Genomic DNA, 14,998 nt, shown 5'->3' with positions numbered 1-14,998 from the left:
CTGGACCGGTGGTCAGTGCCCGGAGGGCGTCGGGACCGGTGTGCCCCTGCCGGATACCGGCCGGGACCGGTGTGTCACTGCTGGTTCAGAGAGGCGGTGATGGCGGTGGCGCCCTCCTTGAGCGCCCCGGCCGGGTCGGTTCCGAACAGCGCGGCGCGGAGCGTCTTGAGCCAGGGGCTCTGGAGGTCGTTGTAGGACTCGTTGAACTTCAGCGCGTAGGGCGTCCGGCCGGTGGCCATGATCTCGTTCATCGCCTGGACCCTGGGGTCGGTGGCCGTGAGGTCGGTGCGGGCGACGGTCGACTTGCTCTTGGCCTGCAGGTCGGCCTGGACCTTGTCCGACAGGGTGAAGGACAGGAACTCCCAGGCCGCCTCCGCCCGCTCGCTGGTCGCGCTGACCCCGATGACGTCGCCGCCCACGAAGGTGGACGTGCCGCCGTCGACGCCGGGGATGGGCGCGACGCCGACGTCGACGCCCTTCTCCTCCAGCATTCCGAGCCACACCGAGGGCCCGGGGGCGACGCCGATGGTGCCGGCCTGCAGGGCGCCGAGCCAGGTCGTGCCGTTCTCGTCCTTGGAGCCGGGGGCGGCCACGCCGTCGGCGTAGAGCTTGGCGTAGACGTCGAAGACCGCTGCCATCTGCGGGTCGTCGACCGTGCTCCGGGTGCCCTCGGGGTTCATCACCTCGCCGCCGCCCGCCCAGACCGACGGCCAGAAGGTGAACACGTCGCAGCCGCCGCAGTTGCCGCCGAAGTAGGTGCCGTAGGTCTTGCCTCCGAGCTTGGTACGGATCGTGGTGGCCTGCTCGGCGAACTCCTTGAGCGTCGCCGGGGCCTCGTCCGGGTCGAGCCCGGCCTTCTTGTACAGGTCCTTGTTGACGAACAGCACGGAGATGTCCACGGTGTGCGGCACCGCGTAGATCTTGCCGTCCTGCGTGGCGGCCTTGATGTGCGCGGGCGCCACCTTGTCCTTGAACGGCAGGGCGCCGAACCTGTCGGTCACGTCCTGCCACAGCCCCTGCGAGATGTAGTTGGGCGCGAACACCACGTCGGAGGCGAACAGGTCGGGCAGGTTCCTGCCGCCCGCGGCGGTGGCGATCTTGGCCGGGTACTCCTCGTTGGGGTAGGCGGTCACCTTGACCTTGTTCGTGTGGGAGGCGTTGTAGGCGTCGGCCAGAGCCTTGGTGTGGGACTCGGTCGCCGCCCTGGTCCACACGGTGATGGTGACGGCGGCCGGCTGCGACGGGTCGGCCGCCGGCTGTGCCTGGCCGCACGCGGCCGACAGGACGGCGGTGCACAGTACGGCGAGCGCCGCTTTACCTCTGCGGCGTCGGGGTATCCCGCTTTCCATGATCTTCTCCTCTGCATCCCCCGAGACGCACCGAAACCTACCTAAAAGGTTTTCGGAAACGTAAGCGCAACATGAAAGGCTGTCAATAGTCGCGATGAGCTCGGCGGCTTGCCCTGAGGTGCCCCTCGGGGCTATTTTCTGCAGAAACCAACTGACGTGTGCCTAGGTAACAATTTCATCTCGAACGAAAAGGTTTTCGTAGTGATGAGTTCTCAGCAGTCGCGCGCGGCCACGATCACCGACGTGGCCGCGCTGGCCGGCGTGTCGATCGCGACCGTCTCCAAGGCGCTCAACGGGCGTGCCCAGGTCCGCGAGGAGACCCGGCAACGGGTGCTGCGAGCGGCCGAGAAGCTGGCCTTCCAGCCGAACGCGCTGGCCCGCGGCCTGATATCCGGCCAGACCCGCACCGTGGGCCTGCTCACCAGCGACAGCGTCGGTCGTTTCGGCATCCCGGTGCTCCTGGGCGCCGAGGACGCCTTCGGCGCGGGCGAGATGTCCGTTCTGCTCTGCGACGCCCGCGGCGACGCCATCCGCGAGCAGCACCATCTGCGCACCCTGCTCGCCCGCCGGGTCGACGGCCTCATCGTGGTGGGGCAGAGCACCGACCCGCGCCCGTCGATCAGCCGCGACCTGCCGCTGCCCGTGGTCTACGCCTACGCGCCGTCCGAGGACCCGCAGGACGTCTCGTTCGTCCCCGACGACGTGGAGGGAGCCCGCACCGCCGTGCGGCACATGGTGACGATCGGCCGCCGGCGCATCGCGCACATCACCGGACCCACCCACTACCAGGCCGCCAGGGACCGGGCCGAGGGCGTCCTCTCGGCTCTGGAGGAGGCCGGGCTGTCCCTGGCCTGCGGGCAGGTGCTGAGCGGGGAGTGGTCGCAGCGCTGGGGGCGGCAGGCCGCCGAGATCGCGTTGCGGGCCGATCCGGAGCTGGACGCCGTGGTGTGCGGCAGCGACCAGATCGCCGCCGGGTTCGTCGAGGCGGCCCGCGAGCGCGGGCGCCGCGTCCCGGACGACGTGGCGGTCGTCGGCTACGACAACTGGGAGGTCCTGGCCACCGAGACCAGGCCCCCGCTGACCACGATCGACATGAACCTGGAGAGCCTGGGCCGCACCGCCGCCCAGCACCTGTTCGCCGCGATCGACGGCCGGGCCACCCCCGGCGTGCACCGCATGCCCTGCCGCCTGATCATCCGTGGCTCCACCGCGTCCTCGGGCGACTGAGCGCGGATCCCGCGGCGTGCCTCCTTCTCCGGGCGAGGGTCCCGCGGCGCTACCAGGCGGTCGCGCCGCCGTCGACCGGGTAGTTGGCGCCGGTGATGTACGACGCCCGGTCGGAGGCGAGGAAGGCCGCCACCTCGACGATCTCCTCGGGCCGGGCGAACCGCTTGAGGAGCGTCTTGCCGGTTACCGCGTCCCGGGCCGCCTGGTCGTCGCCGAGATCGCGGTCACTGGCCGGGGTCAGGACGGGCCCGGGGCTGATCGCCACCGCGCGGATCCCGTGGCGCGCGCCTTCGAGCGCGAGCTGCCGCGTCATGCCGATGACGCCGGCGTTCGCCGCGGTGTGCGCGATCATCGGAGGGACCTCACCGGCGATCATTCCGGCCATGGACGCGATGTTGATGATGACGCCGCCACCGCGCCGGACCAGGTGCGGCCATGCGAACTTCGACACGAAGAAGGGGATGTCGAGTTCGCCGGCTATGGCCACCCGCCAGTCGTCGACCGAGAAATCCGGCATCGGGCCGAAACGTTGCAGGGCCGCGTTGTTGTAGACCACGTCGAGGCCGCCGTAGGCGGTCACGGCGTCCTCGACGACCTGCCGCGCCTGCTCCGGGTCGGTGAGATCGACCGGCGCGATGCCCGTCATCTCACCGCCGTCGCGACGTACGAGTTCGACCGTCTCGTCGTTGGCGTCGGCCTGGATGTCGCACCCGACGACCATCGCGCCCTCTCTTGCGAAGATCAGCGACGCGACGCGACCCTGACCTCCCGCGGTGCCGGTGATCAGCACTACCTTTCCGTCCAGCGTTCCCATGGAGATCCTCCTGATTCGTGGTTCATCCGGGTGATGACCGCGTGAGCCGGCCGGGACGGACGGCCTCCGTCACGATCGGCCCCGCGGATGCCCGCTGCCGGTGGCACTCCGCCGTCACCGGGGTCGCGACACCCCTGAACCGGCCCCGGTCGCGGTTCATGGGTGCCGTCGCGGAGAGGTTCGCGATGTCCGTGCCGCCCGACGCGGACGGCTCGCACGCGTCGGTCGCGATGTCCGTCCTCGTCGGATCGGTTCGCGGGGGCGGTGTTCAGCGAACGCGCATCGGTGCGAGCGCCGTGCTCCATGCCACGACCTGACCCAGCATCGCGGTGAGCGACTCGCGCTGGAAGTCGTTGGGCCTGAACACGCTGAAGTTCTCGAAGTCGGTGAAGAGCGACAGCGCCACCTGGTTCCGCACGTCGGCCATCTGGAGCTCGGCCGCGATCAGGCGCAGATGTTCCACGGCGCGGGTGCCGCCGGCCGAGCCGTAGCTGACGAACCCGACGGCCTTGTTGTTCCACTCGCCGTACAGGAAGTCGATGGCGTTCTTCAGCGCGCCTGACGTCGAGTGGTTGTACTCGGGCGTCACGATGACGAACCCGTCGAACGAGGCGATCTTGTTCGCCCACCTCAGGGTGTGCGGCTGGGCGTACTGGCCCATCGACGGCGGCATCGCCTCGTCGAGGTGCGGGAGGTTGTAGTCGAGCAGGTCGACGAGTTCGAACTCCGCGTCGGTCCGCTGGGCGGCGACCTGGTGCACCCAGCGGGCGACGGACTCTCCGTTGCGTCCGGGGCGGGTGCTGCCAAGGATGATCCCGATCTTGGTCATCGGTGTACTCCACTTCTCTGACGGTAGATGGTTGCTTCGTCAAGAAAGGAAAGTACTAGTGCTTGCTGCGTGAAGCAAATAGGATGTGTCCATGACCACAACGCGGCCGTTGCAGCCCCTGACTCCCGATGAGGAAGCTCTGATCCGTGCGCTGCCTCGCCTGATGTACGCGCTGCCCCGCGCGATCGACGCCGACATGACCCGCGAGCAGCAGTTGCCGCTCATCGAGTGGACGGCCCTGATGCGGTTGTCCGAAACGCCGCAGAAGCAGATGCGGATGGGCGAGCTCGCGGTCGCCTGTGAACTCTCGCTGAGCGGGATGACCCGCGTGGTCACCCGCCTGGAGGGTCAGGGCATGATCGAACGGGTCAGGTGCGACAACGACGCCCGCGGGTGGAGCGCCGTTCTCACCGAAGCCGGCCTCGCCCGCCTGGAGCGGGCGTGGCCGAGCAACCTTGCCAGCGTGCGCCGGCACTTTCTCGACCACCTCGAAGGCGTCGATCTCGCCCGGCTCGCCCGCGCGCTTCAGCGTGTCCCGATCAGCGACTGACACGGGTGCCGGGAACCGCCGCGGATCTGCGAGGGCGCGGGATCTCCTGCCGGTGGCCGCCGCCGGACCGGCGGATACGGCGGGAGGCCGGCTTCCGCCGTAGGCTGGGTCTCGCACACGATGGACAGAAGGCTGAGGTGGCCGAGACGATGGTGGCCGAGGTGATGGCCGAGCTGGCCGAGCTCGCGGATCCGCGGATACGCGAGGTGAACGAGAAACACGGCGACGATCACGGTGTGAACCTCGGCAAGCTGCGCGCGCTCGCGAAGCGGCTGAAGACGCAGCAGGAACTCGCGTGCCGGCTCTGGGAGACGGGTGACAGCGCGGCGAGACTGCTGGCGATCCTGATCTGCCGCCCGAAGGCGTTCGAGCGTGACGAGCTGGACGCCATGGTGCGCGAGGCGCGCACGCCCAAGGTGCACGACTGGCTCGTGAACTACGTGGTGAAGAAGAACCCGCACTCCGAAGAGCTGCGCCTGGCCTGGTCGGCCGATCCGGATCCGGTGGTCGAGAGTGCCGGCTGGGCGCTGACCACCGAACGCGTGGCGAGGAAGCCCGAGGTCCTCGACCTCGCGGGACTGCTCGACGTCATCGAGGCGGAGATGAAGGACGCCCCGGATCGCCTGCAGTGGGCGATGAACCACTGCCTGGCGCAGATCGGGATCGAGCACGCCGAGCACCGCGCCCGCGCCATCGACATCGGTGAGCGCCTGGAGGTGCTCAAGGACTACCCGACCTCCCCGGGTTGCACGTCTCCGTTCGCGCCCATCTGGATCACCGAGATGGTGCGCCGGTAGCGCGGCAGGAAGACGAGACCCATCGAGGCCGGCGGTTACTTTTCGATTTCCGGCCCGGTGGTCCACCGGCCCGCGTCCAGGAAGGCAGCCCACGCCCATGACCGTTCTCGATTCCCCGATCCCCAGGTTCCATCTGGCCGTGCCGGTCGACGACCTGCCCGCCGCGCGCCACTTCTACGGCGAGGTGCTGGGCCTGGAGCAGGGCCGCAGCGCGGACACCTGGGTGGACTGGAACCTGCGCGGTCACCAGTTCGTCACGCACCTGGCACCCGGCCGCGCGCGGCGCGTGCACAACCCCGTCGACGGCCATGACGTCCCGGTGCCGCACTTCGGCCTGATCCTGACGATCCCGGAGTTCCGTGCGCTCGCCGACCGGCTGCGCACGGCCGGTACCGAATTCGTCATCGAGCCCTATGTCCGCTTCGAGGGGCAGACCGGCGAGCAGTGGACGATGTTCCTGCTCGACCCGGCGGGAAACGCCCTGGAGTTCAAGGCATTCGCCGACGACTCCCAGATCTTCGCCTTCTGACGGCGAACACCGGGGAGCCGGCGCGGGCGTCCACGCCGTGACCGGCCGTGGACAGCCCCCGCCCTGGCGGGAGGGCCGTCCGGAGGCTAGACGCCGAACGCCGCCGGGTAGCGGATGACGCCTGCGGGGACCGGGCGCTCGGGATCGAAGACGAGCGCCATCATGTGCTCGTCGGAGACGTCGAACGGCGCCCGGATGGCATGACCCGAGGCCGGGGTGAAGCCGAAGCGGGGATAGTACTCGGCGTGGCCGAGGACGAGCACGAGGTTCTCGCCCTGGTCACGGGCGGCTCGCAGGGCGGCGCGGATGGCGGCCGAACCGGCACCCCGCCTTTGGTGATCGGGCAAGACGGCGCACGGCCCCAGGGCGAGGGCGGGGACATCGCCGACATGGCACCGGGTGAGCAGCGCGAATCCGGCGACGGTCCCGTCGGGGGCCTGGGCGAGCCAGGACAGGCAGGGAAGCCACGCTGCGGGGTCGGCACGCAGAGCCTCCACCAGGTCGGCCTCTTCCGGGGTGGGAAAGGCGGCGAGGTTGACCGCGCGGATCGCGGCGAGGTCGGCGTCGGTCTCGGTTCGAGTGATCCAGGTGGCGTTCGTGGCGGTGGTCATGTCAGTGCTTCCTGACGATCGGCTCAGCGGGCTCGGCGGTGGTGGACGGTGATCGCCCCGTGGGGCCTGGCGGTGGACGACACCGGCGACCAGCCGGAGGAGACCCCCTCGGGCGGGAACCGGTGCCCGCCGCCAAGGAGGACGGGGACCGCTGAAAGCCGCAGGTCCGCGGCGAGGAGGAACCGGACGACGGTCGCGCTGTCGAGCATCAGGATCATATCGGCAACCGATGCGTGCGACAGCGGATCTTCCTGCGGCACGCACCGATGATCGGGAGAAGAGCCGACGCCATCCGGGGAGGGCGGGCAGGGGATCACCGTCGTCCAGGAGACGGACCGCCCTCCGCGCCGGGGTCGTCCACCAGGCCGGCCTCGTGCGCGAGCAGCACCGCGTTGGCCCGGTTGGCCAGGCCGAGCTTGGCCAACAGCCTGGAGACGTAGCTCTTGACCGTCGTCTCGGAGAGGAAGCGGTCCGCGGCGATCTCCCGGTTCGTCAGGCCCCGCCCGACCAGGCTCAACAGCCGGCGCTCCCGATCGTTCAGCACGGCGATCCTGTTTCGCGCGGCGTCCCGGTCGTCCGCCGCGCGGGCCGACCGGTCCAGCAGGCGTCGCGCGGCGCCGGGCGACAGCACGCTGTGCCCGCTCGCGGCGACCTTGATCAGGCCGAGCAGGTCTTCGGGGGGCGTCGTCTTCGACAGGAAGCCGATCGCGCCCGCTTCCAGCGCGCCCAGCACATGGGCGTCCGAGTCGAAGGTGGTCAGCGCCACGACGGCGGGCGGGCCGGGCAACCGGCTGATCTCCTTGGTGGCGGTGACACCGTCGACACCGGGCATCCTGATGTCCATCAGCACCACGTCGGGGCGGGTGCGCAGCACCCCTTCGACGGCCTCGGCGCCGTCGTACGCCACGCCGACGACGTCGATCTCCGTGGTCGAGCCCAGGATGGTCCGCAGATGGCCGAGGACCATCGGGTCGTCGTCGACGAGCAGGACCCTGATCGCCGACGACGGGCCGGTGCCGCCGGCCTGACCGACGTCGTTCGGCGGTTCGGTCCACCGGGGGGTGGTCATGTCCCAAGCGTATACATCCGCACTGGTCGCCGCGCTGGACGCGACGAGGCGGGCCCGGCCGAGCCCGTCGCCCGGGCGGGGGTCCGTGGCAGAGGTGCGCCCGCGGGAACCCGTCGTTCAGGCGAGGACCGCGACGCACGTGAGCCCGCGGGAACCCGTCGCTCGGGCGGGAGCCCGCGGCGCGAGTGGTCGTGCGGGAACCTGTCGTTCACGCGGGGGCTCGCGGCGAAGGCGGGTCCGAAGGAGCCGGTCGTTCACGGTGGTCCTCGGCCGGGACGGACGCCGGGAGGCTCGCCGTGACCAGATACCCGCCCTGCTCGGTGGGCCCGCTCCGCAGGGTGCCGCCGAGCAGGTCCACCCGGCGGCGCAGGCCGGCCAGCCCCACCCGCGATCCGCTGGCCACCAGTGACGGGTCGGTGGGCGCGGTGGGCGCGGTGTTGAGGATTTCGATGCTCACCGCCTCGGGACGGTATCGCAGGTCGACGGTCGCGCGGGCGCCCGGGGCGTGTTTGCGGACGTTGGTCAGCGCCTCCTGCACCACCCGGTACGCGGCACGTGAGATCACGGGGGACGCCGTGCCGGGATCGCCGCCGACGCGCAGCGACGCCCCGGCGGTGGCGGTCAGCTCGGCCAGGTCGCCGCCGCGGTCGTCCGTGCTCCGTGGTGCCGTCCGACGGCCGTCCTGGTCGTCCGTCCTCCACGCCGGTGTGACCCGCTCGCCGCTCCGCATGACGCCGAGGAGATCCCGCAGCTCGACCATGGTCCGGGAGCCGAGATCCCCGATCCGCCGTGCCGCGGCCTTGACGGCCTCGTCCTCGGTGGACGTCCGCAGGGCCCCGGCGTGCAGGACGATCTCGGTGACGTGATGGGTGACGACGTCGTGCATCTCGGCGGCCAGGTGCCGGCGTTCGGCCGCGATGGCCCTCTCGTTGAGCAGATGCCTTTCACGTTCGGCGATCTCGACCCGCTCGCGCAGCGAGTGCAGCAGTCGCGCCCGCGCCCGCAGGTACATCGCGACCACGGCGGGCAGCACGGTGTAGACCGCACCGACGTAGAGGCCCGTCCAGGTCGGTGCCCACGGCTGGACGTTCAGCAGTGCCAGCGCGCCGACGCAGGCGAACGCCGTAGGCGTGGGCCGCAGGTAGGCCAGGATCCACACCGCGACGGGCGTCGCCAGCGGCACCGGGCCCGCGAAGAGCGCGTCGGTGGCGGTCAGCAGCCCGGGTGCGGCCAGAGCGGCGACCTGCGCGATCACCGCGCCGAGGACGACGAGAACGCCGACCGTCCGCGGGCGGCTCGGCATGAGCAGCAGGAGCCCGTCGACGACGAGGTTGAACACCAGCTCGGCCGCCGGTCCCAGCGCTCCCGAGGTCCGTTGCGCCCCGGCGTAGAGCAGCACCTGCAGGCACGCGTAGGCGACGACGACGGCGAACACCACGGCGTGCCCTGCCCGCCCGGGATCCCGGTCGCGGGCGAGTGCCGATCGTGACGTCATGACCGCGCACCTTCCCCGTCAGGAGACGCCGTCACCTCGTGGCGGCGGCCGGGAGCCGGGCCGTCGAACAGACAACATCGGCGACGTACAACGCAACCCGGTTGCCGGGGCCGGAGGGCTGCCGGCCGATAGATTGTTCATCGTCCGTACGGCGATTCGGCAGGTCAACGTGCCGATGCCGGTGGCCTCCGGTCGCGGTCGCGCGCAGGTTGAGCCGCCGTCTTCATTGCCGTGAACCTCCCCTCACAAGGACATCGGCATGTGGAAGAACACGCACCCGTCCGATCCCGTCCCGCACCCCGGACCCGCCGGAGACCGGCCGGAGTCGAGGTGGCGGCGATGGGCACCCATCGTCTCCCTGCTGCTGCTCGCGCCGTTCGTGGCGGAGTTGCTGCTCGGCGACGTCGCGTTGCCCAGCGTGGGCATCGTGGCGGTCTTCGTCCCGCTGTACGGCTGCGGGGCACTGCTCGTCCGTGAGCTCGCGCGGCGCACCGGCCGGGGCTGGCCCGCCATCGCGTTGCTGGCCGGGGCCTACGGCGTGCTGGAAGAGGGCTTCGCCACGATGTCCCTGTTCAACCCGGACTTCGCCGGACACCGCCTGCTCGACGAATCACCCCTGCCCTTCCTGGGCATGGGGGCGAAATGGACGGTCTACGTGCTGTCGCTGCACGTCATCTGGAGCGTCTGCGCGCCGATCGCGCTCGCCGAGACCCTGTTCCCGAGCCGGGCGCGGGTGCCGTGGCTGCGCACTCGCGGCCTGGTCGTCACGTCCGTCGTGTTCCTGCTCACCGTCGCGCTCTACTGGGCCGGGGCGTTCTACGCGGCGGGGACGACCCCCGGGGCGCCGGTGTTCCGGCCCTCCGCGCACCAGATGACCGCGACGGCGGTCGCCGCCGTGGTGCTCGTCGTCGCCGCCTTCGCCATCCGGCCGGACGCCACGTCCTCTGGCCTGCCCGGCTCCGTCCCGTCGCCCCTGCTCGTCTTCACCGGCTCGCTGGTGGTGACGAGCGTCGTCCGGCAGAGCGCTCATCACCTGCACGGCTGGGTGAGCGTCGTCGTCTGCCTGTCGGCCGAGATCGTGGCGGTGGCCGCGCTCTGGTGGTACGGCCGGCGACGAGAGTGGGGACCGTCACAGGTCTTCGCCGCCGCGTCGGGGGCCGTCGTCGCCTACGCGTGGGCGAGCTTCTTCCTGACGCCCATCGTCGGCACGACCGATCCGGTCATCGCCCGTGTCGGCAACGCGGTGTTCACGCTGATCGCCGTCGTGATCCTCGCCCTCGCCGCACGGCGCCTGCGCGGGACCAGGACGGCCCGACCGTGACGGGACGCGTCGTCCGCCACCACGCCGGCCCTCCGCGCTCCCGCGCGGCGCCCCGTACGCCGGCCTCGCGCCCGCACGTTGCCGAAGAACAGGACGCGGGTCACGGCACCGGCTGCCGGTGCGTGCGACGGTTTCCCGTCTCCTGGAGGTGCGGGGAGGAAGACGCTCGCTCGTCAAGTCTCCAAACCGGGGATCTTCCGCCCGGCCCGGGGCTCGAACCGTGCGGGCGGCCAGGTGCCACACCCGCCGTTCGTTGAAACGTTCTTCTTTCCGGCGGCGGCCCGGCGTCGCCCGTGCCGGCGTCAGCGCGGGCCCGCGGCATGCGACGGCCGGCCCGCGGCCCTTGCCGCCCGCATTGAAAAACACCTCCGCCGAAGCTTTCCGCGGGTGGTCATGTGAGCGCTGTCAATCGCTCAACGAGGCCTGGGACACCACGTTCTGGTTCCAGCGCTGCAGCGAGAACCGACCCATCAGTACCCCCCACCGTCATGGGATGGAGGAAAGCGCTTACCTACTGGAGGCGAAATGCGCATCCGCAAGGTCTTGGCCGCCACGCTCGCGACCGGCCTCCTGGCCGCCGTCACCGCGTCTCACCTTGCTGTCGGAGTCGCTCCTGCTGGGCGTGCTGCGCTGCCCCTGGTCACCGCGTTCACCGCGCTGACCGCCGGGTGCGCTGCTGCGCGACAGGGAGGACGTCTCGGTCGGCCTGCGGCCCTACGCCCGCCGTTTCGGGCGCCCCCTCTCCACCGGGAGGGGGCGCCCGTCGGACGGCGCCGGGAAGATCAGGCCTGAATTTCCCGGTGCCGGTTCCTACCGGAGGTAGACCTTGGGCTGGGGCGGGGTGGCCATGCCGTCGCCGATGAAGAAGCTCGGGTGGGGCGGCTGGTTGTAGGCGGTGTTCTGCCAGGCCAGGGCCACCCGGTACTGCGGGTCGTGCAGCAGCGTGTGGATCTTCGTGGTGGTCGCGGTCGGCGTGGAGTAGATCCGCAGGGCCCGGTTGTCGGTGGTGGGCCAGATGACCTCCTCGCGCCAGTCGCCGAGGATGTCGCCCGACAGGGACGGGGTGGCCTTGGTGCCGTTGTTGGAGTGCACCCCGGAGGCGGTCAGCAACCGGGTCTCGCCGCCGGTGCCGTACTTGTCGATCCGGGTCTGGTCCAGCAGCTCGCGGACCGGGTCGGCGTCCCACCAGGCCAGGAAGTTGGCCGAGGAGGGCTGGCGGCCGACGACCGTGCCCGCGGTGTTGCGCAGGCCGTTCTGGCCGGCGCCCGCCGCCCAGGACTCGGCGCCGGGGCTGCCCGCGTAGATGTCGGCGGACACCCCGCGCCCGGGGCCCTCGCCGTCCGAGCCCGAGCCCGAGCCGGTCTGCCACAGCCTCGCCCCGTTGCGGGCGTCGACCATGTACAGGCCGGGGCGCCCGGCCGATTCGGAGATCTTCACGTACTCCATGCCTGGCCGGCTCGGGACGAGATCACCCAGGTGGGCGGCGTCGCCGTGGCCCCAGCCGACGTTCCACAGGCCGCGGCCGTTGTCGTCGATGGCGGCGGCGCCGTACAGGATCTCGTCCCTGCCGTCGGCGTCGACGTCGCCCACGGTCAGGGAGTGGTTGCCCTGACCGGCGTAGGAGCCGTTGCCGGAGGCGTTGGAGTCGAAGGTCCACCGCTTGGTGAGGGAGCCGTTGCGGAAGTCCCAGGCCGCGATGACCGCGCGGGTGTAGTAGCCGCGGGCCATGATCAGGCTGGGCCGCTGGCCGTCCAGGTAGGCGGTGCCGGCCAGGAACCGGTCGACGCGGTTGCCGTAGGTGTCGCCCCAGGAGCCGACGTTGCCGCGCGGCGGGTCGTAGTTCACCGTGGACATCGCGGCGCCGGTCTGGCCGTTGAACATGGTCAGGTACTCCGGCCCGGTGAGGATGTAGCCGCCGGAGTTGCGGTGGTCGGCGCTCGCGCTGCCGATCACGGTGCCGCGGCCGTCGACGGTGCCGTCGGCGGTCTTCATCGCGACCTCGGCCTTGCCGTCGCCGTCGTAGTCGTAGGCCTGGAACTGGGTGTAGTGCGCCCCGGCCCGGATGTTACGACCCAGGTTGATCCGCCACAGCCGGGTGCCGTCCAGCTTGACGCCGTCGATGTAGACCGGGTCGGTGGTGCCGGACTGGGAGTTGTCCTTGGAGTTGTTGGCCTCCCACTTCAGCACGATGTCCATGCGGCCGTCGCCGTCCAGGTCGGCGGGGGCGGCGTCGCTGGCGTGGTGGCCGGAGGACGGCGGGGTGATCGGCACGTCCAGGTAGCCGCTGCCGAACCGCAGCGAGGTCTCCGAAGCCGGGCCCTCGCCGCCGCCGCCGCCGACCGCCCGCACCGTGTAGGAGGCGTCCGCCGCGGCCCCGCTGTCGAGGTGGTTGGTGGAGTCGGTGACCGTCGCGATCCGGGTCGCCCCCCGGTACAGGTTGAACGTCGTTGAACGGGCCTCGGTCCCGAGCAGCCGCCACGACACCAGGTTGCCGCCGCCGGACCGGACGCTGATGACGCCGCGGTCGAGGTCCTCGACCTGCTTGGCGTCACCGGGGATCACCGTCGGTGTCGGTGTCGGTGTCGGTGTGGGTGTCGGTGTGGGTGTCGGTGTGGGAGTGGGTGTGGGCCCGGTGCCCGTGCAGGTCGTCCCGTTCAACACGAATGACGAGGGGACCGGGTTGTCGCCGGCCCACGAACCGTTGAAACCGAACGTCGCGGTGCCGCCGGGCGGGATCGCCGCGTTGTGGCCGGCGTCTGTCGCCGTCACGTTCGAGCCGCTCGCGGTGACCGTGGCATTCCACGCCTGGGTGACGGTCTGCCCGACGCCGAACGACCACGTCAGCCGCCAGCCGTTCACGGCGTCGCCGAGGTTGTTGATCGTCACGTTGGCGCCGAAGCCGCCCTGCCACTGGTTGGTGATCGCATAGTCGACCCGGCACGCCACCGCCGCCGAAGCGGACGAGGCCAGGACGGATGTCCCGGCTAGTCCGACCGCGCCTAAGACCGCCAGCAGGCGGGTTAAACGTTTCATCAGCCGTCCAATCAAAGGGGGTTGGGGGGCGACCGAACGGTAAAAACAGCGAGGTAGAACTGTCAAACACCTACGACGTGGAAATTGTTACGTTTCACGTCAAAGGCCATCTGACCTATGAAAGTTTCGGACTCGCCGTCGATGAACGCACGACCAGGCGGGGACGGTAGACCAGGCGCCGGTGCCGGTGTCCCGGGCGCGTCTCGTCCAGCAGCAACCCGGCCGCGGTGTGCCCCAGTTCCCGCTTGGGCTGCCAGACCGTGGTCAGCGACGGTGTCATCTGCGCGGCGAAGACCAGGTCGTCGTAGCCCACGACGGAGATGTCCCCCGGCACGTCGACGCCCCGTTCACGCAGGCCGCCCACCACGGCCATGGCGGCCAGGTCGGTCAGGCACAGGATCGCCGTCGGCGGCACCGGGTCGGCCAGCACGTCGTCGAGCACGGTCTCGGCCGTCGTCATGTCGGGTGCCGGCACCCGTACGTCCAGGACCACCTTGTCGGGGTCGCACCCGGCGGCGGCGCAGGCCTCCCGGACGCCGGATCGCCGGTCGATCGTCTGCTGCACATCGACGGACGCGGACAGCACCACGATCCGTCGATGTCCCAGCCTGAGCAGGTGGTCGGCGGCCAGCCGTCCGCCCATCACATTGTCCATGGACACCGAACAGAGTTTCCCCTGGTCGGCTCGGTGGTCCACCAGCACGATCGGGACTCCGCGCCGGGCCATCGCCAGGAGCGGCCGCAGGCTCAGGTCGACCGGGGTGACCAGCACGCCGCGGACGCCGTGTTTCTCCAGCTCGCGCAGATAGTGCTGTTCGCGCCCCGGCTGCATGTCGGTGCTGCACATCATGAGCATGCAGTCGTCCTGCAGCAGCCGGTCCTCGATGCCGCGGCAGACCTCGGTGAAGAACGGGTTGGTCATGTCGAGCGTGACAGCGCCGACCAGCGAACTCGGCACTCCGCGCAACCGGCGGGCGGCGTTGTTGGGCACATAACCCAGCCGGTCCATCGCGGCCTGCACCCGCTGCTGGGTCTCCTTGGCCACGAGGTCGGGGCTGTTCAACACATTGCTCACCGTTGCCAGTGAGACCCCGGCCTCCTCGGCGACCAACCGCATCCCGCGGCGCCTGGGCGCCTTTTCCCCCTCGACCACCGGGAAACCATATCGAGATCGATACCCCTGATGCGCTGATCCTTTCCCAAAAAGGGCAATTCCACTTCGCGGGATGAAACGTTCAAACTGCCGAGTCCCCGACACCGGCTGGACGGCGCCCCGGAAGAGGACCGAAACAGGGGCCGAAAGAGGGGTGCGTCGCCGTCACCCCTCTTTCTCATGTCCGCGTTCTCCGTCCGGGTCTCATTCGAGGACGAAGC

14 protein-coding genes are annotated in these 14,998 nt (G+C 70.5%); 5 read left to right on the top strand and 9 right to left on the bottom strand.

Annotation, left to right across the window (positions count from 1 at the left end; translation table 11 throughout):
- Positions 1 to 74: 74 nt before the first annotated feature.
- A complete protein-coding gene (locus tag ACTOQ3_RS39235; RefSeq protein WP_440088803.1) occupies positions 75 to 1,349 on the bottom strand; it encodes an ABC transporter substrate-binding protein in 1,275 nt (424 codons plus the stop codon).
- Between the two features lie 204 nt (positions 1,350 to 1,553).
- Between ACTOQ3_RS39235 and ACTOQ3_RS39230 the strand changes: the two genes are divergently transcribed.
- Positions 1,554 to 2,576, top strand: a complete 1,023-nt coding sequence (locus ACTOQ3_RS39230; protein WP_362688915.1) for a LacI family DNA-binding transcriptional regulator — start codon at positions 1,554 to 1,556, stop codon at positions 2,574 to 2,576.
- A 49-nt stretch (positions 2,577 to 2,625) separates the two neighbouring features.
- On the opposite strand, the gene ACTOQ3_RS39225 is transcribed toward ACTOQ3_RS39230, so the two are convergent.
- Positions 2,626 to 3,390, bottom strand: coding sequence for an SDR family NAD(P)-dependent oxidoreductase (locus ACTOQ3_RS39225; protein WP_440088802.1), 765 nt, complete (start codon positions 3,388 to 3,390; stop codon positions 2,626 to 2,628).
- 268 nt (positions 3,391 to 3,658) lie between these two features.
- Positions 3,659 to 4,219, bottom strand: coding sequence for an NADPH-dependent FMN reductase (locus ACTOQ3_RS39220; protein WP_440088801.1), 561 nt, complete (start codon positions 4,217 to 4,219; stop codon positions 3,659 to 3,661).
- A 91-nt stretch (positions 4,220 to 4,310) separates the two neighbouring features.
- On the opposite strand from ACTOQ3_RS39220, the gene ACTOQ3_RS39215 reads away from it, so the two are divergent.
- From ACTOQ3_RS39215 to ACTOQ3_RS39205, 3 genes are all read left to right on the top strand, one after another.
- Positions 4,311 to 4,769 carry a MarR family winged helix-turn-helix transcriptional regulator gene (locus tag ACTOQ3_RS39215; RefSeq protein ID WP_440088800.1) on the top strand — a complete coding sequence of 153 codons (459 nt, stop codon included), beginning with the start codon at positions 4,311 to 4,313 and terminating at the stop codon, positions 4,767 to 4,769.
- 137 nt (positions 4,770 to 4,906) lie between these two features.
- Positions 4,907 to 5,566 (top strand): DNA alkylation repair protein, encoded by a 660-nt coding sequence (locus tag ACTOQ3_RS39210; protein WP_440088799.1) that lies wholly within the window; start codon positions 4,907 to 4,909, stop codon positions 5,564 to 5,566.
- Positions 5,567 to 5,663: 97 nt separating this feature from the next.
- Positions 5,664 to 6,095: a VOC family protein gene (locus tag ACTOQ3_RS39205; protein WP_440088798.1), complete on the top strand. Its 432-nt coding sequence runs from the start codon at positions 5,664 to 5,666 to the stop codon at positions 6,093 to 6,095.
- 86 nt (positions 6,096 to 6,181) lie between these two features.
- On the opposite strand, the gene ACTOQ3_RS39200 is transcribed toward ACTOQ3_RS39205, so the two are convergent.
- From ACTOQ3_RS39200 to ACTOQ3_RS39185, 4 genes are all read right to left on the bottom strand, one after another.
- The gene (locus tag ACTOQ3_RS39200) at positions 6,182 to 6,706 is read right to left on the bottom strand and encodes a GNAT family N-acetyltransferase (protein ID WP_440088797.1); all 525 of its coding nucleotides are present in this window, start codon (positions 6,704 to 6,706) and stop codon (positions 6,182 to 6,184) included.
- Positions 6,707 to 6,729: 23 nt separating this feature from the next.
- A complete protein-coding gene (locus tag ACTOQ3_RS39195; protein WP_440088796.1) occupies positions 6,730 to 6,924 on the bottom strand; it encodes a hypothetical protein in 195 nt (64 codons plus the stop codon).
- A gap of 95 nt (positions 6,925 to 7,019) precedes the next feature.
- Positions 7,020 to 7,775, bottom strand: coding sequence for a response regulator transcription factor (locus tag ACTOQ3_RS39190; protein WP_440088794.1), 756 nt, complete (start codon positions 7,773 to 7,775; stop codon positions 7,020 to 7,022).
- A gap of 208 nt (positions 7,776 to 7,983) precedes the next feature.
- On the bottom strand, positions 7,984 to 9,270 hold the full coding sequence (locus tag ACTOQ3_RS39185; RefSeq protein WP_440088793.1) for a sensor histidine kinase: 1,287 nt from the start codon (positions 9,268 to 9,270) through the stop codon (positions 7,984 to 7,986).
- Positions 9,271 to 9,529: 259 nt separating this feature from the next.
- On the opposite strand from ACTOQ3_RS39185, the gene ACTOQ3_RS39180 reads away from it, so the two are divergent.
- The gene (locus ACTOQ3_RS39180) at positions 9,530 to 10,591 is read left to right on the top strand and encodes a hypothetical protein (protein WP_440088792.1); all 1,062 of its coding nucleotides are present in this window, start codon (positions 9,530 to 9,532) and stop codon (positions 10,589 to 10,591) included.
- Between the two features lie 810 nt (positions 10,592 to 11,401).
- Here the strand turns inward: ACTOQ3_RS39180 and ACTOQ3_RS39175 are convergent.
- Complete coding sequence (locus ACTOQ3_RS39175; RefSeq protein ID WP_440088791.1) at positions 11,402 to 13,624, bottom strand: cellulose binding domain-containing protein; 2,223 nt, start codon at positions 13,622 to 13,624, stop codon at positions 11,402 to 11,404.
- 115 nt (positions 13,625 to 13,739) lie between these two features.
- Positions 13,740 to 14,777, bottom strand: a complete 1,038-nt coding sequence (locus tag ACTOQ3_RS39170) for a LacI family DNA-binding transcriptional regulator (protein WP_440088790.1) — start codon at positions 14,775 to 14,777, stop codon at positions 13,740 to 13,742.
- Positions 14,778 to 14,998 lie beyond the last annotated feature (221 nt).

Source organism: Streptosporangium sp. LJ11, from assembly GCF_051918945.1.
In the GTDB taxonomy this organism is placed as follows: Bacteria; Actinomycetota; Actinomycetes; order Streptosporangiales; family Streptosporangiaceae; genus Streptosporangium.
This window is presented reverse-complemented; position numbering and strand designations above follow the sequence as displayed.